The sequence below is a fragment of the Pseudoflavonifractor sp. MSJ-37 genome (genome assembly GCF_018917965.1).
GTDB lineage: Bacteria > Bacillota > Clostridia > Oscillospirales > Oscillospiraceae > Pseudoflavonifractor_A.
On record NZ_JAHLPP010000001.1, the window covers coordinates 946,796 to 968,976 of the forward strand.

Annotated in this window: 26 protein-coding genes and 1 other annotated feature; of the genes, 2 read left to right on the top strand and 24 right to left on the bottom strand. The window is 64.2% G+C overall.

What is annotated here, in order from left to right:
• Positions 1-4: 4 nt before the first annotated feature.
• The gene (gene dapA, locus KQI12_RS04455; protein WP_253290806.1) at positions 5-907 is read left to right on the top strand and encodes a 4-hydroxy-tetrahydrodipicolinate synthase; all 903 of its coding nucleotides are present in this window, start codon (positions 5-7) and stop codon (positions 905-907) included.
• 142 nt (positions 908-1,049) lie between these two features.
• Here the strand turns inward: dapA and KQI12_RS04460 are convergent, their stop codons facing one another.
• The 24 genes from KQI12_RS04460 to KQI12_RS04575 all read right to left on the bottom strand — a co-directional run bounded on the left by KQI12_RS04460 (position 1,050) and on the right by KQI12_RS04575 (position 20,669).
• Entirely contained in the window at positions 1,050-2,243 is a 1,194-nt protein-coding gene (locus KQI12_RS04460; RefSeq protein WP_253290807.1) for an AI-2E family transporter, read from the bottom strand.
• A gap of 51 nt (positions 2,244-2,294) precedes the next feature.
• Entirely contained in the window at positions 2,295-3,521 is a 1,227-nt protein-coding gene (gene tyrS / locus KQI12_RS04465; protein ID WP_216570885.1) for a tyrosine--tRNA ligase, read from the bottom strand.
• A gap of 54 nt (positions 3,522-3,575) precedes the next feature.
• Positions 3,576-3,869 carry a hypothetical protein gene (locus KQI12_RS04470; protein ID WP_216570886.1) on the bottom strand — a complete coding sequence of 98 codons (294 nt, stop codon included), beginning with the start codon at positions 3,867-3,869 and terminating at the stop codon, positions 3,576-3,578.
• Positions 3,869-4,735: a DMT family transporter gene (locus KQI12_RS04475; protein ID WP_216570888.1), complete on the bottom strand. Its 867-nt coding sequence runs from the start codon at positions 4,733-4,735 to the stop codon at positions 3,869-3,871. The genes KQI12_RS04470 and KQI12_RS04475 overlap by 1 nt, the downstream gene beginning before the upstream one ends.
• Positions 4,736-4,776: 41 nt before the next feature.
• Positions 4,777-5,019, bottom strand: a binding site (T-box leader).
• 49 nt (positions 5,020-5,068) lie between these two features.
• Positions 5,069-6,772 carry a DNA repair protein RecN gene (recN, locus tag KQI12_RS04480; RefSeq protein ID WP_216570890.1) on the bottom strand — a complete coding sequence of 568 codons (1,704 nt, stop codon included), beginning with the start codon at positions 6,770-6,772 and terminating at the stop codon, positions 5,069-5,071.
• Positions 6,773-6,829: 57 nt separating this feature from the next.
• A complete protein-coding gene (locus KQI12_RS04485) occupies positions 6,830-7,282 on the bottom strand; it encodes an arginine repressor (protein WP_216570892.1) in 453 nt (150 codons plus the stop codon).
• A gap of 1 nt (position 7,283) precedes the next feature.
• Positions 7,284-8,147, bottom strand: coding sequence for an NAD(+)/NADH kinase (locus KQI12_RS04490; protein WP_216570893.1), 864 nt, complete (start codon positions 8,145-8,147; stop codon positions 7,284-7,286).
• The gene (locus tag KQI12_RS04495; protein WP_216570894.1) at positions 8,144-8,953 is read right to left on the bottom strand and encodes a TlyA family RNA methyltransferase; all 810 of its coding nucleotides are present in this window, start codon (positions 8,951-8,953) and stop codon (positions 8,144-8,146) included. The genes KQI12_RS04490 and KQI12_RS04495 overlap by 4 nt, the downstream gene beginning before the upstream one ends.
• Positions 8,934-10,790, bottom strand: a complete 1,857-nt coding sequence (dxs, locus tag KQI12_RS04500) for a 1-deoxy-D-xylulose-5-phosphate synthase (RefSeq protein ID WP_216570895.1) — start codon at positions 10,788-10,790, stop codon at positions 8,934-8,936. The genes KQI12_RS04495 and dxs overlap by 20 nt, the downstream gene beginning before the upstream one ends.
• A gap of 108 nt (positions 10,791-10,898) precedes the next feature.
• Positions 10,899-11,366: a divergent PAP2 family protein gene (locus KQI12_RS04505; protein WP_216570896.1), complete on the bottom strand. Its 468-nt coding sequence runs from the start codon at positions 11,364-11,366 to the stop codon at positions 10,899-10,901.
• 17 nt (positions 11,367-11,383) lie between these two features.
• The gene (locus KQI12_RS04510; protein WP_216570897.1) at positions 11,384-12,265 is read right to left on the bottom strand and encodes a polyprenyl synthetase family protein; all 882 of its coding nucleotides are present in this window, start codon (positions 12,263-12,265) and stop codon (positions 11,384-11,386) included.
• Positions 12,262-12,501 carry an exodeoxyribonuclease VII small subunit gene (gene xseB / locus KQI12_RS04515; RefSeq protein WP_216570898.1) on the bottom strand — a complete coding sequence of 80 codons (240 nt, stop codon included), beginning with the start codon at positions 12,499-12,501 and terminating at the stop codon, positions 12,262-12,264. The genes KQI12_RS04510 and xseB overlap by 4 nt, the downstream gene beginning before the upstream one ends.
• Before the next feature lie 40 nt (positions 12,502-12,541).
• Positions 12,542-13,750 (bottom strand): exodeoxyribonuclease VII large subunit, encoded by a 1,209-nt coding sequence (gene xseA / locus KQI12_RS04520; protein ID WP_216570900.1) that lies wholly within the window; start codon positions 13,748-13,750, stop codon positions 12,542-12,544.
• A complete protein-coding gene (locus KQI12_RS04525; protein WP_216570902.1) occupies positions 13,747-14,694 on the bottom strand; it encodes a DNA-binding protein in 948 nt (315 codons plus the stop codon). The genes xseA and KQI12_RS04525 overlap by 4 nt, the downstream gene beginning before the upstream one ends.
• Entirely contained in the window at positions 14,691-15,188 is a 498-nt protein-coding gene (nusB, locus tag KQI12_RS04530) for a transcription antitermination factor NusB (protein ID WP_216570904.1), read from the bottom strand. Before nusB ends, KQI12_RS04525 begins: the two co-directional genes overlap by 4 nt.
• Before the next feature lie 186 nt (positions 15,189-15,374).
• On the bottom strand, positions 15,375-15,761 hold the full coding sequence (locus KQI12_RS04535) for an Asp23/Gls24 family envelope stress response protein (protein WP_216570906.1): 387 nt from the start codon (positions 15,759-15,761) through the stop codon (positions 15,375-15,377).
• A gap of 95 nt (positions 15,762-15,856) precedes the next feature.
• Positions 15,857-16,465 (bottom strand): SpoIIIAH-like family protein, encoded by a 609-nt coding sequence (locus KQI12_RS04540; protein ID WP_216570908.1) that lies wholly within the window; start codon positions 16,463-16,465, stop codon positions 15,857-15,859.
• A 24-nt stretch (positions 16,466-16,489) separates the two neighbouring features.
• Positions 16,490-17,011, bottom strand: a complete 522-nt coding sequence (locus tag KQI12_RS04545) for a stage III sporulation protein AG (RefSeq protein ID WP_216570910.1) — start codon at positions 17,009-17,011, stop codon at positions 16,490-16,492.
• 1 nt (position 17,012) lies between these two features.
• On the bottom strand, positions 17,013-17,513 hold the full coding sequence (locus KQI12_RS04550; RefSeq protein WP_216570912.1) for a stage III sporulation protein AF: 501 nt from the start codon (positions 17,511-17,513) through the stop codon (positions 17,013-17,015).
• A 1-nt stretch (position 17,514) separates the two neighbouring features.
• Positions 17,515-18,669, bottom strand: coding sequence for a stage III sporulation protein AE (locus KQI12_RS04555; protein WP_371817954.1), 1,155 nt, complete (start codon positions 18,667-18,669; stop codon positions 17,515-17,517).
• Complete coding sequence (locus KQI12_RS04560; protein WP_253290859.1) at positions 18,612-18,989, bottom strand: SpoIIIAC/SpoIIIAD family protein; 378 nt, start codon at positions 18,987-18,989, stop codon at positions 18,612-18,614. Before KQI12_RS04560 ends, KQI12_RS04555 begins: the two co-directional genes overlap by 58 nt.
• 15 nt (positions 18,990-19,004) lie before the next feature.
• Positions 19,005-19,199 carry a stage III sporulation protein AC gene (spoIIIAC, locus tag KQI12_RS04565; protein ID WP_216570915.1) on the bottom strand — a complete coding sequence of 65 codons (195 nt, stop codon included), beginning with the start codon at positions 19,197-19,199 and terminating at the stop codon, positions 19,005-19,007.
• 25 nt (positions 19,200-19,224) lie between these two features.
• Positions 19,225-19,737, bottom strand: coding sequence for a stage III sporulation protein AB (locus KQI12_RS04570; RefSeq protein WP_216570916.1), 513 nt, complete (start codon positions 19,735-19,737; stop codon positions 19,225-19,227).
• Positions 19,731-20,669, bottom strand: a complete 939-nt coding sequence (locus KQI12_RS04575) for a stage III sporulation protein AB (RefSeq protein ID WP_216570917.1) — start codon at positions 20,667-20,669, stop codon at positions 19,731-19,733. Before KQI12_RS04575 ends, KQI12_RS04570 begins: the two co-directional genes overlap by 7 nt.
• A gap of 228 nt (positions 20,670-20,897) precedes the next feature.
• Between KQI12_RS04575 and yfmF the strand changes: the two genes are divergently transcribed.
• Positions 20,898-22,178 carry an EF-P 5-aminopentanol modification-associated protein YfmF gene (yfmF, locus tag KQI12_RS04580; protein ID WP_216570918.1) on the top strand — a complete coding sequence of 427 codons (1,281 nt, stop codon included), beginning with the start codon at positions 20,898-20,900 and terminating at the stop codon, positions 22,176-22,178.
• Positions 22,179-22,181: the final 3 nt, after the last annotated feature.

A 22,181-nucleotide genomic window follows, 5' to 3' on the forward strand; every position in this document is an offset into this window, starting at 1 on the left:
GCGATTGAGCAAAGAGCCGATCTTCACCGGTGTGTGTACGGCCATCGTCACACCCTTCCGACCGGACGGCGCCATCGATCACGGCGCATTCGGAGAGCTGATCGAAGCACAGATCGTCCAGGGCGTGGACGCCATCTGCGTCTGCGGCACCACCGGTGAGAGCGCGGCTCTGAGCTATGAGGAGCATCAGGCCCTGATCTCCGCCTGCGTCCGTCAGGCCGCCGGCCGGGTCAAGGTCCTGGCTGGGGCCGGAAGCAACTGCACCGCCAATGCGGTGCGGCTCTCCCGGCAGGCGCAGGATGCCGGAGCCGACGGGCTCCTCCATGTGACTCCTTATTACAACAAGGCGAACCAGACTGGGCTCCTCCGGCACTATGAGGCCATCGTACACAGCACCCGTCTGCCGATCATCCTCTATAATGTCCCCAGCCGGACCGGGGTGTCCTTCACCGCCGAGACCTACTATGCCCTCTCCCGGGAGCCCCAGATCAACGGCGTGAAGGAGGCCAGCGGGGACCTCTCCCTGGCGGCCCACACCCTCCTCCTCTGCGGGGACGACCTGAACCTCTGGTCCGGGAACGACGATCAGGTGGTCCCCCTGATGGCGCTGGGCGCCAAAGGCGTGGTATCCGTGGCCTCCAACCTGATCCCGGCAGAGATGGCCCGGATGGCCCATCTGGCGCTGGCGGGACGGACTGCGGCCGCCGCCGCCCTTCAGCTTGCCTATACCCCGCTGATCGACGCACTGTTCTGCGACGTGAACCCCATCCCTATCAAGAGGGCGCTGGAGCTGGCCGGACGACCGGCAGGCGGCCTCCGGCTCCCTCTCTGCGAGCTGTCTCCGGCGGGCACGGAACGCCTCCGGTCCGCCATGGCGGAGCTGGGGCTTTTGGCACACGGCGCATAGGTACCGATCCATTCAGAACGCGGCACCGCTGGAAGATCCGGCGGTGCCGTTCTCATGCGGCTGCTCTCATGCGCGTTCCTTGGCTTTGACGGCCGAACGGCCTTAGTCTCTCATCTGTGAGAGGCCAAGGCCGTTTCCTGCCTTACTCCTGATCTTGTTCGATCGTCTCAGGCTCCGCGCCCTTGACGGGCCGGATGCCCTTTTGGGCCAGCCGCCCATGGGTCCACTCTCCCAGCAGGGAGTAAATCACCGCGAAGGTCGGCACGCCCAGGAGCATCCCCGGGAAGCCGAAGAGGCCGCCGCCCACCACGATGGACACCAGCACCCAGAAGGCCGAGATGCCCGTGCTGTTCCCCAGGATCTTAGGTCCCAGAATATTGCCGTCGAACTGCTGGAGCGCCAGCGCCAGGATCGCGAAGCGCAGGGCCTGCCACGGATCCACCAGCAGGAGGATCAGCACACAGGGCACCGCGCCCACGATCGGTCCGAAAAAGGGGATCACATTGGTCACGCCGATCACCACGCTGATCAGCACTGGGAACTCGATCCGCAGGAGGCTGGTCAGGATGAAGCAGAGCACGCCGATGATGGCGCTGTCCAGCACCTTCCCGTTAATGAAGCCGGAGAAGATGCCGTTAGCCCGTCCGCAGACCTCCAGGAACCGGTTGGCCCCGGCGGTGGGTAGGATGGCGTATACCAGCTTCTTGGACTGGAGCGACAGCGTGTCCTTATCCAAGAGCATATAGATCGACGAGATCACGGTGGTGATCGCCGAGATGACGGCAGACACCACGCCGCTGCCCAGCGCCACGCCCATGCTCAGCACATAAGGCACCGCCTTGGAGAGCATATTGGAGAGCTGCGTCATGATGTCCTTGTAGGAGCTGTTGAACTCCGTCACGATCTGGTCCAGCACCTTTTGGTCGATGTTGAATCGCTCCGAGATCGTCTGTACCAGGCTGTTGATATTGGTGAGGAAGCTCTGGATGATGCCATACAGGGCCACGATGCTCTGCACGATCTGGGGCAGGATCAGCTTGACCAGCACTGCCAGCAGGGCGATGAACAGAGCGTAGACCACCAGGACCGCCAAGCCCCGACGGCATTTCAGTCGTTGGGGCAGGCTCCGTTCGATGTAGTTGGTGGGCCCGTTGAGCAGATAGGCGATCGCGAAGCCAACGATGAAGGGCATCAGCACTCCGATCACCGTGGAGAACGCCCTCCGCACCATTTCATAGTGGGAAAAGACCAGATAGAACGCGATGGCAGACAGCACCACCACCAGATTCGCAATCATGTGTGGATCCAGCTGGTACCATTTCTTCTTGTCGTTCAAAGGGACCTTGCCTTTCTCCCCGGCACGGGCCGGGGACCGCGATGGGTAGGATCAGCCCAGGAGCGCCCGGTGGAACACCTTCTTGCCCTTCTTGATCATCAGGCCTTCCTCGCCGAGGGCATCAGCGGCAAAGGCGGCGTTCACGTCGGAGACCTTCTCCCCGTTGACGGAGATGCCGCCCTGCTCCACCAGGCGGCGGCCCTCTTTCCTGGAGGGGATCAGGCCGCACTTCATCAGCAGATCCAGCACACCGATGGAGCCGTCTGTCAGATCGCCGGCCTCCAGTGTCGTGGTGGGCATATTGGACCGGTCGCCGCCCTGAGCGAAGAGGGCCTTGGCCGCGTCCTGCGCCTTCTGGGCCTCCTCCTCGCTGTGGACCAGCTTGGTCAGCTCGAAGGCCAGGATCTCCTTGGCGGTGTTGAGCTGGGCACCCTCCCACTTGTCCATCTCGTCGATCTGCTCCAGCGGCAGGTCGGTCAGCATCCGCAGGCACTTGAGCACGTCGGCATCGCCGATATTGCGCCAGTACTGATAGAACTCGTAGGGAGTGGTCTTTTCGGGATCCAGCCACACGGCCCCCTTCTGGGTCTTGCCCATCTTCTTGCCCTCAGAGGTGAGGAGCAGGGTGATGGTCATGGCATAGGCATCCTTGCCCAGCTTCCGGCGGATCAGCTCAGTGCCGCCCAGCATATTGGACCACTGGTCATCGCCGCCGCACTGCATATTGCAGCCCACAGTCTGGAACATATGATAGAAATCATAGGACTGCATGATCATGTAGTTGAATTCCAGGAAGGACAGGCCCTTCTCCATGCGCTGCTTATAGCACTCGGCCCGGAGCATATTGTTCACGGAGAAGCAGGGCCCCACCTCCCGCAGGAGCTCCACATAGTTGAGCTTCATGAGCCAGTCGGCGTTGTTCAGCATCAGAGCCTTGCCGTCGGAGAAGTCGATGAACTTGCTCATCTGCTTCTTGAAGCAGTCGCAGTTGTGCTGGATGGTCTCCACGGTCATCATGGAGCGCATATCAGTCCGGCCGGAGGGGTCGCCCACCATGCCGGTGCCGCCGCCGATCAGGGCGATGGGCCGGTTGCCCGCCTTCTGGAGGCGGCGCATGAGCATCAGGGCCATGAAGTGGCCCACGTGCAGAGAGTCGGCGGTGGGATCGAAGCCGATATAGAAGGTAGCCTTGCCGTTGTTGATCAGCTCCTTGATCTCCTCCTCATCAGTGACCTGAGCGATGAGGCCACGGGCTTTCAGTTCGTCATAGATGGTCATCGGTCTGTTCTCCTTTTCATCCTATCGAAAAATATCAGAGTATCGATCTCGTCATCAGCATCGGGTGCCGCAGGAAGGGCATCGGGCATCATCCATCTCGTGGCGGCACCCACATACGGGACATCGGATCTTCGCGATCCCGGAGCCGTCTGTCCCGTCCGGCTCCGCCAGATAAAAATCTAGACTGCGGCAGTCGGAACAGCACCAGATCTCCACCGGGAGCAGGTCCTCCCCGCCGGTATGCTCCAGCGTGCCCCGGAGCCGCCAGCCGGGGCTCCCCTTTTGCAGGCCGTCCCGGCCAAGCAGACTCATCCGGCCGCCGCATCGGATACAGGTGGTCTTGTCCATCACCGGTCCGCCTCCTCTTTCGGCGGAGCATCCCGCCGGGCCTTGAGCACATTATAGCCCACCACACCGCCGATGACCACCACCGCGCCGATCAGGGCGAAGGGTCCGATCGTCTCGTGGTAGAACATTGCCACGAGGATCGGGTTGAGCACCGGCTCGATCCCCGAGACCAAGCTGGCCGTCACCGGAGGGGTGGTCTTGAGCCCGATGGTCAGGAGGATATACCCCAGAGCCACCTGGAACACGCCCAGCACGATCACACTGGCCAGCGCCGGGGCCCGGAGGGCAGGCTCCCCCAACACGAAGGGCAGGCCTGTGGCCGCCGAGAGGACGTTCCCCCAGAACACGGAGGAGATCGGGTCGCTGCCCGGCATCTCGTTCATCAGGAACACGCCAGCGTAGCTGACCCCGGAGAGCATCGCCAGCACATTGCCTGCGCCGCCGCCCATCTCCAGACTGTCCAGGAAAAAGAATACGATCCCGCCGAACACCACCGCACAGGCTGTGATGTCCAGCTTGTCCGGACGCTTCCGCCAAAACAGAGCCGTGGCCAAGATCACGAAGATCGGTGTGGTATATTGCAGGACGATCACATTGGCAGCGGTGGTCATCTTATTGGCCACCGAGAAGAGGGCGTTGGTGCCGAATACACACACCGCTCCCAACGCCACCCAGCGGTCCATGCGGAGCGGATGACGGATGATGGCCAGATAGGCCCCTACGACGATCAGGGCGATCGCCGCCCGAGCCCCGTTGATCGCCATGCCGCCCCAGGGGACGATCTTGATGCACAGTCCTCCGATGCTGTAAAGGACTGCCGCCAGGAACACGCACAGGGTCCCGGTCTGCCTCGCCGTATACCTCATCTCCTCTCAGGCCACGAAAAACGCCCTCTGTCCATGACCGGACAGAGGGCGTGGATGTCACGCGGTACCACCTCTGGTTCGCTCTCCCTTCACAGGCAGAGCCTCACGGAGTGCAGACACACTCCCGACGCGATAACGGGCGCACCCGACCTTCCCTACTGACAAAACGAGTTCAGGAGGCTGCTCCGGGGCGTATTCACGGCGACCGCTCTCCTCCTCACACCGGTACGGAGGCTCTCTGATCAGCAGTAGGGACCGTTACTCTTTCCCATCATCACAGTGACTGAGCGTATCATATCACAGGACGGCGACTTTGTCAAATCCGGATCTGGCTCATCCCCGCTTTTGCTTCTTATAGGCCTCCGCGCTGGACAAAAGCTCCGCCGCGCCGGCTAGGATGGCCTTAGTGATATGGGTGCCGCCGGTGAGCCGGGCCAGCTCGCCAGTCCGACCCTTCTGGTCCAAGCGTTCCACCTGGGTGTAGGTGCGGCCCTTCCGCTCCCCCTTCACCACGGTGAAGTGGGTATCCGCCATGGCGGCGATCTGGGGCAGATGGGTGACGCAGAGCACCTGCTTGCTCCCGGCCACATCGGCCATCTTCTCCGCCACCTTCTGGGCGGCCCGGCCGGAGACGCCGGTATCCACCTCGTCGAAGATCAGGGTGGCCACGTCATCGTTCTCCGCCAACACGTTCTTCAGGGCCAGCATGATGCGGGCCAATTCACCGCCGGAGGCCACCCGCTGGATGGGCTTCAGATCCTCGCCCACATTGGCGGACATGAGGAACTGTACCTCGTCCATGCCGGTCTCATCCATGCCGAAGGTCCCGCCTTTAGGGCGGAACTCCACCTGGAAACGGACCCGCGGCATATCCAGCTGGCGCAGTTCCGACTCGATCCGGTCCCGCAAGGCCTCCCCGGCTTTCTTTCGGGCCTGAGACAGGGCCTCTGCCTCCCCCTTCGCCTTGTTCAGCACGAATGCCTGCTGTTTCTCCAGCTTCGCGATGGTCTCATCGGAATACTCGATGGCGGCCAGCTCTGCCCGGCACTTCTCCAGATAGGCCAGCATCTCCGGCACGGTGTCCCCATATTTTCGTTTCAGCCGGTAGAGCACATCCAGACGGCCCTCGATCTCATCCAGCTCGCCCGGCTCGAGATCGAAGCTCTCCCGCAGATCCCGGACCACCTCTGCCGCATCCTCCGCCGCAGAGGACAGCTCGGCCAGCTTCTCTGCCGCCGCCGCCAGCTCGCCGCTCATATCGGACACGGAGGACAGCGCGCCCTCGGCGCTCCCGATCAGCGCGGCCGCACCCTCCCGGTCATCGTCGCCGGAGAGAGCGAAATGGGCGGCCTCCACAGCGCCGATGATCCTCTCGGCGCTTCGCAGGAGAGTCCGCCGCTCGGCGAGCGCCTCTTCCTCGCCTGCTTTCAGGTCTGCCCGCTCCAGTTCCCCAATCTGGAAGGTCAGGCTGTCGATCCGGCGGGACTTCACCGCGTCGTCCATCTGGAGCACCGCGATCTCCCGCTGAAGGGCAGTCAGCTCCCGGAAGGTGGCCTGGAAGGGCTCCAGAAGGGCCCCGGTCTCGCCGAAGCTGTCCAGATAGGCCAGATGACAGCTCTCGTCCAGGAGCTGTTGGCCATCGTGCTGGCCGTGGATGTTGATGAGCTGACGACCCAGCTCCCGGAGCTGGCTCACATTGAGGAGCCGTCCGTTGACCCGGCAGACGTTCCGCCCATCGCTCTGGACCTCCCGCTGAATCACCAGCTCTCCCGTGCCGCCCAGCTCCACGCCATAGGCCGCCAGCTGATCCCGCGCCGTCCCCGACACGTTCAGGAACTGAGCCTCCACCCGGGCGCTCTTGGCTCCGGTACGGATCAGGTCCCGGCTGGTCCGGGCGCCGGTGATGGCACCGATCGCATCGATGACGATCGATTTGCCCGCACCGGTCTCACCCGTCAGGACATTGAACCCCCCGTCGAAACGGATGTCCGCCGACTCGATCACCGCGATATTCTCGATATGGAGCAGAAAGAGCATAGGATGCCTCCCGACCAGCCTATAAAGGGATATTCGTTCACAGTTATTGCGCCGCTGTTATTTCAGCATCTTATGGATCTCGTCGCAGAACTCCACCGCGGCTTCGTTGGTCCGCATGATGAGGATGGCGGTGTCGTCTCCCGCCAGACTGCCCACCAGATCCTCGATCTCCATGCCGTCGATCGCGGCGGCGGCGGCAGAGGCCAGGCCTGGCATCGTCTTGAGGACCACGATGTTCTGAGCCACATCGAAGGAAGTGACGCCCTCTTTGAAGATCGTGCGGAGGCGCCCTGCCAGATTCAGGGACACCTTCCGCTCCGACACGGCATAGCGGTAGGTGCCGTAGCCCGTGAGCTCCTTGATGAGATGGAGCTCTTTGATGTCCCTGGAAATGGTGGCCTGAGTGGACTGGACGCCCCGCTCCCGCAGCTCCGCCAGGAGCTGGTCCTGAGTCTCGATATCCCGCTCCTCGATGATGCGGAGGATCTCCTGCTGTCGTTTCCCCTTCATCCTACATCCTCCCCAGCTTCTGTGTCATGATATCGAAAAAGCTCCGGCTGGTCAGCCGGATCAGATGGGTCTTGGCCGTGGCCTGCCGCACGTGCATGATATCTCCGCCGCTGAGCTTGAAGGCCTTCCCGCCGTCCACAGAGAGATAGGCAGTCTTGCGGGAGGTGGCCCGCATCCGGATCGTCACGTTCCGGCGGTGGTCCAGCACCACCGAACGGGCGTTGACCACATGGGGGCAGATCGGCGTGACGATGATGTTCTCCGCCGTCGGCTCCACGATAGGTCCGCCGGCGGACATGGAATAGGCCGTGGAACCGGTGGGGGTGCTGACGATCACTCCATCGCCAGAGAAGCTGGTGATGGGCACCTTGTCGCTCCGCACCTCCATATCCACGACCCTGGCCACCGCGCCCTTGGTGATGACCGCGTCGTTGAGGGCCAGATCAGAGTAGATGATCCGCCCTTCCCGGCGGACCTCCACCTGGATCATCATGCGGGATTCCACCGCATATTTCCCCACGGCCAGCTTGGACAGGAGGGAGAGCTCGCTCTGCTCCACCTCCGCCATGAAGCCAACGCTCCCCAGGTTCACGCCAAGGATAGGGATGCCGTACTCATTGGCGTCCTTGGCCGCGTGGAGGATCGTACCATCCCCGCCGAAGCACACCAAGATATCCGCTGTCGGAAGCTCCTCCTGCATATCGGAGAGCACTACCTGCTTAGGTAGCTTGAGATCGTTCCCCTCAGGGGAAAAAGGCAGACAGATCCGGGTCTCTACTCCGGCATTGTTGAGGATACGGGCCGCTGACTGGGCCGCTTTCAGCCCCTTGTCCCGAAAGGGATTGGGGCTAAGTACGATCTTCACTGCGCGTTCGCCTCCAAAGTTTGATGGGACTCCTGGACCAGTGCCTTCAGGTCCCCTGTCCAGGGGTCGCCCGCTCCGGCAGTCAGGAAGCCCAGGTACTCGATGTTCCCCTCCGGGCCCCGGATGGGAGAATAGGTCATGTCCAAGACGGTGAAGCCCGCCTCATGGGCGTGCTCCAGGAAGTGCTCCAGCACCTCCAGATGGACCTTAGGGTCCCGGACCACGCCCTTCTTGCCCACCTTCTCCCGACCGGCCTCGAACTGGGGCTTGACCAGACAGACCACTTGGCCGTCCGCCTTCAATACTCCCTTCAGGGCCGGAAGGATCAGCCGGAGCGAGATGAAGGATACGTCCACAGAGGCAAAGTCCAGTTCGTCCGGGACCTGTTCGTGGGTCAGATAGCGGGCATTGGTCCGCTCCAAAGGGATGACCTTGGGGTCGCTGCGGATCTTCCAGTCCAGTTTGCCGTAGCCTGTGTCCACAGCATAGACCTTGGAGGCGCCATTTTGGAGCATACAGTCGGAGAACCCGCCTGTCGAAGCGCCGATATCCGCGCAGATCTTGCCCTCCAGACCGATGGGGAACACCTTCATGGCCTTCTCCAGCTTCAGACCGCCCCGGCTCACATAGGGGATCGCTTTGCCCCGGACCTCGATCAGAGCGTCCTCCGCCACCGCGGCTCCAGCCTTGTCCACCCGCTGTCCGTTCACGAAGACCAGACCGCTCATGATCGTGGCCTGAGCCTTCTGGCGGCTCTCGAAATAGCCCTGCTCCGTCAGCAGGACGTCAAGTCTCTTTTTCGCCATTCGCACACATCTCCTCTGCCCGGGCGGCCAGATCCTCCGGGGACAGGCCGCATCGCTTCCGCAGCTCCGCTACTGTCCCATGTGGGATGAACCGGTCGCCCAAGTTCTGTAAAGCGATATCCTTTACAGGGATATGCCGCTCCAGCAGGTCCGCGGCCAGCCGCCGGCCTACACAATTCGCGCGGATCGTCTCCTCAGCCACCAGAAGCCGGCCGGTCTTAGCCACCGACGTAGCCGGGACCGTGCTGTCCAGAGGGCTGATCCGGGCCAGCTTCACCACTTCGGCGGAGATCCCCCGCCGCTCCAGCCGGTCCGCCGTCTCCAGCAGATCGCCCGCCAGAGTACCATAGCCCACCAGGGTCACATCGGTGCCCTCCCGGAGGATCACACTGTCCTCGATACCGCCGGGACCGGTCTTGAGTCCATGATAGGCCCCCTCGCCGCCGCGGGGATAGCGGACCGCCACCGGTCCGCTGCACTCGAACAGCGCATGGCGAAGCATGGGCTCCATCTCGTCGAAGCTGGCGGGACACAGGACCTTCATACCTGGGACTGTATCCAGGAAAGACGGGTCGAACACGCCGTGATGGGTCTCACCGTCGGCCCCGACCAGTCCGGCCCGGTCCACACAGAACACCACATGGAGGCCTTGGATCGCCACATCGTGGATGAGCATATCATATGCCCGCTGGAAGAAAGAAGAGTAGACCGCGAACACCGGAAGGAGCCCCTGCTTCGCCATACCTGCCGCCATGGCCACTGCATGGCCCTCGGCGATGCCGACATCGAAGGATCGCTCCGGGAAGGTCCGGAAGAACTCCGTCAGACCGGTGCCAGGCACCATGGCCGCCGACACCGCGCAGATCCGGTCATCCTCCCGACCCAGCTTGCAGATGGCTTCGCCAAAGGCCTTGGAGAAGTCCTTTTGGGACGGCTGGACCGGCCCGCCGGTCTCTAAACAGAATCGGCCCACCCCATGGAAGCGGTCTGGATTCTTCTCCGCCGGTGCATAGCCTTTTCCCTTTACAGTCCTGATGTGGAGCAGGACTGGGCCGTCGATGTCCTTGGCATACTGGAGCAGGCGGGTCAGGCCCCGCACGTCGTGGCCGTCCACCGGCCCCAGATAGGTGAAGCCCATCTCCTCGAACATGGTACACGGGAGCAGGGTCCCCTTGATCGCCGTCTTGAGCTTGTGGGTCAGATGGTAGATATGGGAGCCTCCTGGAAGGACCTTCATGACCTTCCGGTATCCCTTCTTGAACCGGAGGTACTGGGGCTTGAGCCGCTGGCGGGCCAGATGCTCCGCCACTCCGCCCACGTTCTTGCTGATCGACATCCCGTTGTCGTTGAGGATCACGATCAGAGGCTCCTTGCTGTCCCCTGCGTCAGACAGGCCCTCATAGGCCAGTCCACCTGTGAGGGCCCCGTCTCCGATCAACGCCAGGACATGATAGTCCTCCCCACGGATGGTCCTGGCCCGGGCCATCCCGACCGCCACCGATACCGAATCGGAGGCGTGTCCCGCGATGAACGCGTCATGGACGCTCTCCGAGGGCTTTGGAAAGCCGGCCAGACCATCCAGCATACGGATGGTGGCCATCTCCCCCGCCCGTCCGGTGAGCATCTTATGGATATAGCACTGGTGTCCCACATCGAACAAGATCCGGTCCCGGCTGGTATCGAACACCCGGTGGACCGCCACGGTGATCTCCACCGCGCCCAGATTGGAGCCAAGATGCCCGCCGGTCTGGGAGACCGTCCGAAGCAGGTCGGCCCGCAGACGGGCGCAGAGCGCTTCCGCCTCGCTGTCGCTGATGTGATGCAGGTCCATGCTCATTCCCTCTGTCGTATTACTGATACTACCGCCTCCAAACGGTATCGAGCCCTATATTCTACCGTACTCCACAAAAGAAAGCTTTTGTGGAGTACGGTCTTGCTCTGGAAATCAGCTCCAGAGCACCGCGCCGCCCAGTCCGATGGCGATGCCGAGCAGTCCGCCCATGAGCACCTGGAACGGCGTGTGGCCCAGAAGCTCCTTCAGCTCCTTGCCAAAAAACTCCGGGCGCATCTCTTTCCAATGCTCCATGATATAGTTGAGGATCTTGGCCTGCTCTCCCGCCGCCCGGCGGACATTGGAGGCGTCATACATCACCACCACGGCCACCACCGCCGCCACCGCGAAGATCACTGAGCCGAAGCCCTCCGTCATCCCTACCGACGCGGCACAGGCACAGACGCAGGCCGAGTGGGAGCTGGGCATCCCGCCACTGGAGAGGATATGCTTCCAGTCCCAGCGATGCTTGGTGACGAGGACGATCAGGACCTTCAAGATCTGCGCCACGGCCCAAGCCAGGATGGACAGGTCTAAGATCAGATTTCCCGTCAGGATCTCGCCGATATGTTTCAACGTCATGGACAGATCCCCTTCTCTCAGTTCTTGCGGCCCACCAGCTCGTCAGTCAGCCAGATGAGGAACGCGGCGCGGTCTCCAAACGGCTCCAGCGCCTTCTCCGCCTCCCGGGTCAGCTTACCGATCAGCTCCCGGCATCCGGCCACCCCCTTGAGGGTGACGAAAGTGGTCTTCTCGTTCTCCCGATCCGAGCCGATCGGTTTGCCCAGAGTGGCCTCGTCTCCCTCTACATCCAGGATGTCATCCTGGATCTGGAAGGCCAGGCCCAGCTTTTGGGCATAACGACGCACCGCCGCCCGCTGTTCCTCCGGGCCTCCGGCCAGGATACAGCCCATCTCTGCGGAAGCGGCGATCAGCGCGCCGGTCTTGAGCCGTTGGAGCTCCTCGACCTCCGTCAGGTCCAAGGCGTGCCCCTCTCCTGCCATATCTAGGACCTGTCCGCCCACCATACCTCTGGCACCGGCGGCTTTGCCCAAACAGGCCGCGGCGGCCAGCACTCGTTCCGGGGGCAGGTCCCCACCGTTCTCCAGCATCGTCTCGAAGGCGGCGGTCAGGAGGCCGTCGCCCGCCAGCACCGCGGTGGCCTCGCCATAGACCCGGTGGTTGGTAGGCCGGCCCCGGCGCAGATCGTCATCGTCCATGCAGGGCAGATCGTCATGGATCAGAGAGTATGTATGGAGCATCTCCACCGCACAGGCGAAGGGCAGGACCGCGTTCACGTCTCCGCCGCACATCCGGCAGGTCTCCAGCAGGAGGACCGGCCGCAGACGCTTGCCGCCGGCCAGCAGGCTATACCGCATGGCATCGTAGATGTCCCCATGGGGCTCCCGGTCCTCGAAGACGCGGCAGAGCCAGTCCTCGACCCGCTCCCAGTCCTCTCTCATCTGTTCGGCGTGCGTCATACGCTCTCCTCCTTATCCATGGGGCCCTCCACAGGAGTACCGTCCGGACCAGCCGTGAGCTTGCGGACCTTCTGCTCCGCCCGGTCCAGCATGGTGGTACATTTCTTCATCAGGGCCGTCCCCTCTTCGAAAAGGGACATGGCCTCCTCCAGAGGCGCGTCGCCCTGCTCCAGCTGTCGGACGATCTCCTCCAGACGGGCGGCCGCCTGCTCGAAGGTCAGCTTCTTCTCCGCCATATCTCAGTCCTCCTATCGCATCATGGGACCGCCGGCGGGGCTAGTCCTTGGATGTACGCTCCACCCGGCACCGGATGGAACCGTCGGATATCTTCAGGTCGATCCGCTCGCCGCTGGCCACGTCCGTTCGGGAGCGGATCAGGGAGCCATCCTCCTTTCGGGGGATGGCATAGCCGCGGCCCAGCACCTTCAGAGGGCTCATCGCGTCCAAAGCGGCCGCCAGGCGGGCCATCTGTTCCTTCTCCCCGCTCAGGGCCGCGGAGATCCCTCCGGCAAGCCCTTTCCGTTGGAGCTCCAGCCAGCTCCGCCGGTCCTGGATGGGGGCTATGGGATCCCGCAGAACCCGGCGCTCACCCAGATGCTCCAGACGGGTCCGGGATCGCTCCAGCGTCCGGGCGGCCGCCCGGTCCAAACGGCGCTCCATCTGGAAGAGCCCGGCATACACGTCGTTTTGGTCAGGCACCGCCAGCTCGGCGGCGTTGGACGGCGTGGCCGCCCGCAGATCCGCCACGAAGTCGGCGATCGTCACATCGGGCTCATGGCCCACAGCGGAGATCACTGGGATCCGGCAGGCATAGATGCTCCGGGCCACAATCTCCTCGTTGAAGGCCCACAGGTCCTCCATGGAGCCGCCGCCCCGACCGGTGATGATCAGGTCCGCCGCCTGATGGCGGTCCGCCCAGTCCAGAGCGGCGCTGATCTCGCCGGGAGCCTCGCTCCCCTGGACCCGCACCGGGATCACCAACACCTGAGCCATGGGCCAGCGGGCGTTCAGGATACGGAGCATATCCCGCACTGCCGCACCCACCGGCGACGTGATGAGAGCGATCCGTCCGGGGAATTTAGGGATCGGCTGTTTATGGGCTGGGTCGAACAACCCTTCCCGAAAGAGCTTCTCCTTGCATTGCTCAAAGGCCAGATGCAGGTCGCCCACGCCGTCGGCGGTGAGCCGGTCACAGTAGAGCTGGTACTGCCCATCCCGGGGGAACACGGTGATCCGTCCGAAGGCGATGATCTTCATGCCGTTCTGAGGACGGAACCGAAGACCGGCCGCCTCCCGCCGGAACATGACGCACCGGATGGCCCCATCTGCGTCTTTCAGAGAAAAATAGTGGTGGCCGGAAGGATAGGTCTTATGATTGGAGATCTCTCCCCGGATGAACAGACCGGCGAGATGCCGGTCCCCATCCATCAGGCTCTTGATATACTGGTTGACCTGACCGACGGTATAGACGTTCTCGCCGCTCATGCCCGCCCCTCCTGGTCCAGCAGGCGGCGGCCCAGGATGGCCACGCCCATGGCGTTGTCGGTGGAATAGCGGGGCTCCGCGAAAAAGGCCCCGCAGCTCTCCCGCAACACCTGGCGGAGTTTGGAGTTCGAGGCCACGCCGCCGGAGCATAGCACCGGCAGACCGGGATAGGTCTCCTGGGCCAGCGCGGTCGTCCGGCGCACCACACCGGAGACTGTGGCCAGCACGAAGGCCGCGATGTCCGCCTTCTCCTGCCCCTGCTCCGCCATGGCCCTCACTTTGTTCTCCATGCCGGACAGGGAGAATGTGAAGTCCTTTACTTTTACAGGGAAGCCTTTCCGGCCCTGAGACTGACGGGACAACTCATCCACGCCCTTCCCCGCTGGGAACGGCAGGCCCAGGAGCACACCGGTCCGGTCGATGAGCTGTCCAGCGGAGATATCGCTGGTGCCGCCCAGCTTACTGGCCCGCACATTGTTTCCCTCCGGCTCCACCAGGAGCAGCTCTGTGGTGCCGCCGGAGAGGTGCCACGCAAGGAAGGGCCGGTCCAGCAGATCCATCCGTCCCGCCGACCAGGCGGCGGCGGCCAGATGCCCCTGCTGATGGGACACGGCACAGAATGGCACGCCCAGCGTATCGGCGATGGCCCTTCCCTGCCCCTCGCCCGCCAGGAAGCAGGGCATATAGGAGCCCTCCACCGCCCGGGGACGGGTACTGGCGGCCACGACCGCGATGTCATGGAGCGCGCCCTCCGTCCGCAGGGCGGAAAAGAGTGCCGGGAGGCGCTTGACATGCTGGAACAGAGCGTCGCTCTGCCGCAGGCCAAGGGTCCCTTCCGGCACCTCCAGGAGCTTCCCTACGTTGAGGCCGGCCGCCCCGTCGAACACGGCGGCGGAGGTGGTATAGTTGCTGGTATCCAGTCCCAGACAGACTCCGGCACTCATTCTGCCGCGCCGCTCTCTTCGGCGGCGGGGGCCTTTGCCGCCCGCTCGGGGATCGACTCGTTCCGCACGAAGGAGCCCAGGATGCCATTGATGAAGGAGACCACCTCAGGCTCTTCATAGTGCTTGGCCATCTTGACTGCCTCATTGATGGCGGCGGCATTTGGGATATCCTGCATATAGAGGATCTCATACATGGCCACCCGCATGATGGAGATCGCCACCCGCGGGATGCGGGAGTGCTTCCAGCCGATGGCATAGCGGGAGATGTATTCATCCAGCTCCGGGCAGTGGTCGTAGACGCCCTTCACCAGACTGCGGATGTAGCCCTGCTGCTTCTCATCGGGAAACTCGGCATACAGGGGCTCCTCCGTACCGATCTGGTCGAATACCTCCCTGGTGAGCATATGGTCCATCAGCTCATCAGGCGTTTCGTTCGAAAATCCAAGCTCAAAGGAGAAATGTACGGCGATCTCCCGCGCGTTGGTCCTTGTCATTCGCGATACCTCCACTTTGGATCGGTGCTCCGATCGATTTTTAAGTCTATATCCACATTATCCATCCTATTATACACACCACTCTGGAAAAAGAAAAGCCCCAGTTTATATCCGGATGCAAAAAGATCCGCCCGAACGAAAAACAGCCGTATCCCTTTTCAGAGATACGGCTGTCTCACGATCGGATCAGGCCTTCTTGGCAGGCTCCCGCTGGAACACTACGCCGGCCACATGGACGTTGACGAACTCCACCGTCAGCCCGCTGGTGTTGGTGATCGCGCTGAACACGGCATCCTGCACGGCCTTGGCCACCTGCGGGATCGTGTGCCCATACTGGATGAGGATGGACACCTCCACGCTGACGCTGGCCTCAGTCACAGCGATACGCACGCCCTTGGACAGGTTCTTTTTACCCAGCAGCTCAGCCAGGTCACTGCCCAGATTGGGGGACAGGCCAGCCACGCCCTCGGTCTCCAGCGTCGCGGCGGCGGCGATCACTGCCAGGACCTCCTCGGATATATGGATATTCCCCAGCTCGTCCGGACGGGAAACGTACTCTCTAGTCTCAGCCATTGCGGTCCACGCTCCTTACTTCGTACGATCAAGCATCGTCATCTTTCTCTTATTGTAACACAAGATCCGCGAAATACCAATATGTTTTTTGCCCTTCACGGCTCCGTCTCGATGATCTTGATCTGGCTGGCGGTGAGCCCGGTCTCCCCGGTGACGATCTCGGTGATCTTCGCGATGTCGGTGGCGGTCAGGCCCGCCCCGCCGCTGGAGGCCACCACTACGCTGGCGCTGTCATCATTGACGAAGGCCACACAGTCCGTATAGCCCTTGGCCGTGACCAGGTTCTCGATCTGAGCTTCCGAGACAGTGACGCTGGCCATCGTCTCGATGGCCCGAGTCATCTCCGCTTTCATGGTCTCATCCGCGGACTCGCTCCCAGCCGAGTCCTGGAGGATGGAGAGGGCACTGTCCCGTGCCTCCTGCCGGTTGAGCCGTGCCGAGGCGAAATAGCCCGTGTCCCCGTCTCCCTCCGCTCCGGCGGAGGCCGTATCCTCACCGCCATCCGGGGCAGGCTGGGCCGCGCTCTCGTCGTCCCCGTCCTCCGCCAGCAGAGGGTCCTCCGTCCGGCCGTCCACCAGGGCGGCCTGCCCCAGCACCTTCCCCGTGTCGGCCTGTTCCTGGTCATAGGACCAGTTCAGATACACCGCCGCGCACACGAAGAGGACGATGACCGCCACCACCGCGTTCCGTTTCCAGAGTTTCATAGCTGTTTTCCTCCCTTTGTCCCGTCAAGTCCCCTGACAGACGGATATCTTGTCGGCGCCAAGGCCGGTCAGTGCGGCGACTGCCTCTTTCAGCGCCAGGCGCACCGAGGGGTCCCCGCTCCCAGAGCATACCACCAGCGCCCCCCGGAATCGGGGCGAGATCTGTTGGACGGGAACCGTCTCCTCCAGACCGCTCCCCCGGGAAAGGACCACCGTGGTCTCCTCCTCCGTGGTCCCGCCGGGAGAGCCCGCCTCGTTCCGCCGGTCTGCCGCCCAGATCTGCCGAGGGCCGGTCTGGACCGTGAGCACCACATCCACATCCCCCGCCCCTTCGATCTTGGAGAGGGCGCTGCTCAGCTTCTCCTCCATGGCGGTCACATCGAAGGCATCTCCTACATCAGCTCCATCCGCCCGATCGGCCCGTGCCGGCTCCGTTCCGCCGCCGGGCAGGAGCAGGAGCACCAAGCCGGCCAGGAGCACCAGCAGCGCATACCGGCACCGGCCCAGCCAAGGGCCGATCCGTCCCTTCCATCCCTTCCAGTCCATGTCATGCCGCCTCCTCTTCCGGCTGATAGCTCTGACGTTCCTCCGGGATGGCGAAGTCGGCGGAGATACGGCGGCTCAGATCCTGCCGCTCCACATCCGTCAGTTCCCCCCGGATCGTGACCGCCCAGGGGACGGGATAGCCGTCCTCCCGGACCCGGACCTCTACTCGGACGGCGCAGTCGATGCCCAGATCTGCCGCTTTGTCCGATATATATGCCTGCGACTCCTCCGCTATGATCTCCGTCAGAAGCTGGCTGTCCGTCTGCGACAGCGCCTCCACCGCCTGGTCCGATGTCCGGAGCCGGGTCTCCGCCAGGGCCCGGGCCAGAGCGTCCTCGTCTATCTGCCCTATCGGCGACAGCACGGCCAACAGGAGCACGAGCCCGCCGGTGAGCTTCCCAAGCCGGCGGATCGTCCCAGGCGGCATGAGGCTCTCTGCCGCCGCGGCCAACACCGAAGCCGCCGTCACGCCCATGAGCCACCGTTGGATCCATGCCAACATCTCAGTTCCCTCCTCCCACCAGGCTCACCGCCGATATCAGGGACACCAGCAGGATCAGTGCGCCGGCTCCCGTCATGCCCAGAACCAGACCAAAGGCCCCGCCGATCTGGTCGATCAGTCCGGACATCCGTCCGCCGGACGCGGTCGCGGCCAGCGCCGCCGTCACCTTATACACTAAGTAATGGATACCGAGCTGGAGGAAAGGTCCCACACACAGTGCCAGCACCCCCAGCATCCCGAACACGCCCACGGTCCCCCGCAGGATGCCCGCCCCAGCCAGCACGGTCTCTGCCGCGTCTGAGAGGATGGCTCCCACCACCGGGACCATACCGGAGATGGTCAGCTTGGCGGCCTTCAGCGCCATGGCGTCTGCGCTCCCGGCGATGACCCCGCTGACGGTCAGATAGGTGACGAAGGTCAGCAGGAGCCCTGTGAGGATGGACTTCACGGTCCACTTCAGCAGGTCCGCTACCCGGCGCAGGCCCTCGTTCCCCAGCGCCGCGTGAGCGGTGCAGGCCGCCGTATAGGCGTAGACGAGGGGCAGGAGGAGCCTGTCGATCGTCGTCAGCAGAACATCGGAAAACAGCATGGCCGCCATCTGCCGGGCCGCCGCCGCGCTGGGTGAGCCGCTGGCCGCCGCCGCGGCCGTCACAGTCGGGAGAAGGAGCTTGGAGAAGGACTCCATCTGCTCCAGTCCATCCCGGCCCAGGCCGATCAGGGCACGCACGTCTGCCACCGCTCCGGCGGTCACGGCCAGTGCTCCGGCCACCGCCGCCAGATCCAGTTCCCGGGATGCGCCCAGACTGCCGGACAACTCCTCCGTCAGGCCGCACAAGAGTACCACTGCCAGCAGGATAGCGCCGCTCCGCACCGCCTTCCGCAGGACTCCCGGTACGGCCTCGGCACCTGTGTCCAACACCGCCCGCAGACCTTCGTCCAGGTCCATCCCAGCCGCCAGATCCACGTCCGGCAGGAGCCGCTCCGCCTCGCTTTGGAGCTCGTCCATCCCAAGCGCCTCCGCCTGCCGCCGGGACACCTCGTCCATCCGCTCTGCGGCCAGAGCCGGGACGGCCAGCAGGAGCAGACCGAGCAGGAGGCTCAGAACAGCCCGTCTAAACTGGTCAGCACCGCCCGCAGGAGGGGCACCGCCGCACACAGGGCCAGGCCGGCGGCGGCCGTCTCCACGAAGGCGGCGATGCCGCTCTCCCCTGCGTCCCGGCACAGCTCCGCCGTCACCCGGGCCAGGATCGAGATGCCCACCGTCTTGAGGACCGGAGCCGTCACCGCCGGGGACAGGCCTGCCAGCTCCGTCAGCTGATCCATGAGGGCCCGCAGATCCCAGACTGCCTGGAGCGCGAAGCGCAAGATCAGCGCTCCCGCCGCCAGGGATAGCACGAGAGCGATCTCCCGCGCCTGCTTCTTGACCACAGCGGCACACAGGACCGCGGTCACGGCCACCGCCGCGGCTCTCCACATCTCTCCCACGGCCGGTCACAGTCCGAACAGGTCCTTGACCAAGTCGAACAGGGCGCTGATCTCCCGCACCACCAGCATCAGGACCACCACCAATCCGGCCAGTGTCACCATGGTGGCCTGCTCGTCCCGGCCGGAACGGGCCAGGACCTGGTTGAGCACCGACACCAGGATCCCGATGGCCGCGATCTTGAAAATCAGATCTACATCCATCTCGTTCCACTTCCTCCCTCCGGTCTCACGCCAGCAGGATGGCGAAAAAACCACCTGCCGTCAGCCCCAGAGCCTGATAGACCCGGCCCAGACGATCCCGTTCCTCCTCCGCCGCCTCCAGCTGATGGGCCAGCCGGCGCTCCGTCTGGGCGACAGCTTTCCGCTGTCCCTCCCCGTCATAGCGGCCCAGCACCTGTCCCAGCTCGGACAGGATGTCCCGATCCTCCTGGCGCAGATCGGTAGGGCAGGAGGACAACGCCTCATCCCAGATCTGGCCCAGGGTCTGCTCTCCCAGCCGGTCCAAGCCGGCCAGACACCGGGCGAAGAAGGCAGACGCTGGAGGGCGGCTCCGCTGGGACAGCCCTTCCAGCAGCTCTGGTATCGGCGTCAGCCGGAAGGACAGCTCCCGTTCCGCCAGCTCCAGAGCTCCTTCCATGGCCCGGAGGGCCGCTGCCCTCCGCCGAAGTTGAGCCGCCGCGCCGAAACCCAGGGCCCAGGCGCCTGCGGTCAACAGGGCCGCCCCCGCCAGCCTCAGCATGACGTCTCCTCCAGATCCGTGATCCGATAGCGCCGCTCCGCGCCCCGGCCCTCGATCCACACCGTCTTTCGGAATATCCCACGGTCCAGCAGGGTCCGGTAGAGGCTTCGGCGCCGCAGGTCTGCTTCGTCCCTGGCATGGGCCGTGGCCAGCAGGGCCACGCCGCAGTTGGCGGCGGCCTCCAGGGCGGTGATATCGGCAGGCGCGGTGATCTCGTCCGCCGCCAGCACTTGGGGGCCCATGCCCCGCAGGAGCATCATCAGTCCTTCCGCCTTGGGCCCGCCGTCCAGCACGTCTGTATGAGGCCCCACGTCCAGCTGGGGCATCCCCTCCCAGAGGGCGGCCAGCTCGCCCCGCTCGTCAGCCACTCCCACCCGGAGGGCGGGACCGCCCTCCCCGGCAGACAGGGCTCGGATCAGGTCCCGCAGGAGGGTGGTCTTGCCGCCCCCCGGCGGGGAGAGGATCAGAGTGCTCTCCACGCCCCCCGCTGTGCGCAGTGCATCCACGATCGGCGAGGCCGCGCCCGGCACCTGCCTAGCCACCCGGATGCACAGAGAGGAGAGCTGGCGCAGGTTATAGGCTGTGCCCTCCCGCAGGACCACAGATCCGCACAGGCCGATCCGGTGTCCGCCCTGGACGGTGACGAAGCCGTTCCGGACCCGGTCCAGTGCTGTGTGGGCCGAAGCCCGGGTCGCCACCTCCAAGATCAGGGACAGGTCCCCCGGCCGGATAGGCCGGTCCGCTCCCGGTATCGGGACCTCCCCCACTGGGACCACTACCGTCATGGGCTGACCCGCCCGGAGGCGGATCTCCTCCGCCATGGCCTGTTCCATCTGGGGGAGCCGCTCCAGCGGTCCCCGCATCCAGGCGGGGAGCAGGCCCGCCGTCTGCCGCAGACGCGCCGCCGCGCTCTCGATCTGTCGTGCCGTCATCCCGTTCACGCTCCTTATCTTTTGGATCTCACGGATCGCTGACCTATCCTATGAAGGCCCGTCCCCGATCATGACGGCCTGTCCGCTCCTTTCTGTCCCGGCGTGATACACCGACTTTTTTCCGAAGATCAGATGCAAAAACGGGCAAAATGTGGTATCATAAATCGTCTATCTCTGTGGGAAGCTGACGGAGGACCGTACGCTCCCCAACGAAAGGAATGGTGGCCAATGGCCGAAACGACTCGGATATCGCTCTTCCCCGGCGTCTTTCTGACGGCGGTGCATACGAAAAAATTCAGATCCTGCGTGTTGGGCGCGTCCTTCCTGGCTCCGCTGGACCGGGAGACCGCCTCGCTCAACGCGCTGGTCCCCTATGTGCTCCGCCGGGGCACGGCGGACCGGCCCGATATGGAGTCCCTCTCCGCCGCTCTGGATGAGCTCTATGGCGGGTCCATCGAGCCGGTCGTCCGCACCCGGGGCGAGATCCAGTGCGTGGGCTTCCTGGGCAGCTTCCTGGACGATGCCTACACGCTGGACGGCTCTGCCGTGCTGGAGGACGCCGCCGCCCTCCTGGGTGAGCTCCTCCTCCATCCCCGCACCGTGTCTGGCTCCTTCGACCCCGACTATACCGCCAGTGAGCGGAGCAATCTGGTGGACCGGATCCGGGCTCAGGTGAACGACAAGCGGAGCTATGCTCTCCTGCGGCTCAAGCGGGAGATGTGCGCCGGAGAGCCCTTCGGCGTGGACCGGCTGGGCGATGAGGCCTCCGCCATCGCGATCGGTCCGGCGGCCCTGTGGGAACGGTATCAGACCCTTCTCCATACGGCCCCTCTGGAGCTCTACTATTGCGGCTCCGCCGATCCGGAGCGGGCCGCCGACGCCTTGCGGACCGCACTGGCCGCTCTCCCTGTCTCCGAAAGGCGGGACTCCCTTCCCCGCCCCACGGCGCAGACCGCTCCCGATCAGCCCCGTCTGGTGGAAGAGGCCATGGATGTGGGGCAGGGCAAGCTGGCTCTGGGCTTCCGCACCGGCATCGACGCCTGGGACCCGCGCTTCCCCGCCCTCCTGCTGGCCAATGCCATTTACGGCGGCACCACGACCTCCAAGCTCTTCCTGAACGTGCGGGAAAAACGGTCCCTATGCTACTATGCCAGTTCTCAGCTGGCCCGGTATAAGGGCCTCATGCTGGTCTCCTCCGGAGTGGAGTTCGACCAGTTCCAGGCTGCCCGGGATGAGATCCTGGCCCAGTTGGACGCCTGCCGGGCCGGTCAGTTCGACGACCAGGAGCTGGAGGCCGCCCGCCGCTCCGTGGTCAGCAGCCTCATCAGCGCCGCCGATGCGCAGGGACGGCTGGAGGACTTCTGGCTGGGCCAGTCCGTGGCCGGGATCCCCGACGGGCCGGACGCTCTGGCCGCCAAGGCCGAAGCGGTCCGCCGAGACCAGATCCTGGAGGCCTTTGCCGCGCTCCAGCTGGACACCATCTATTTCCTCAAGAGCAAGGAGGCCTGATCC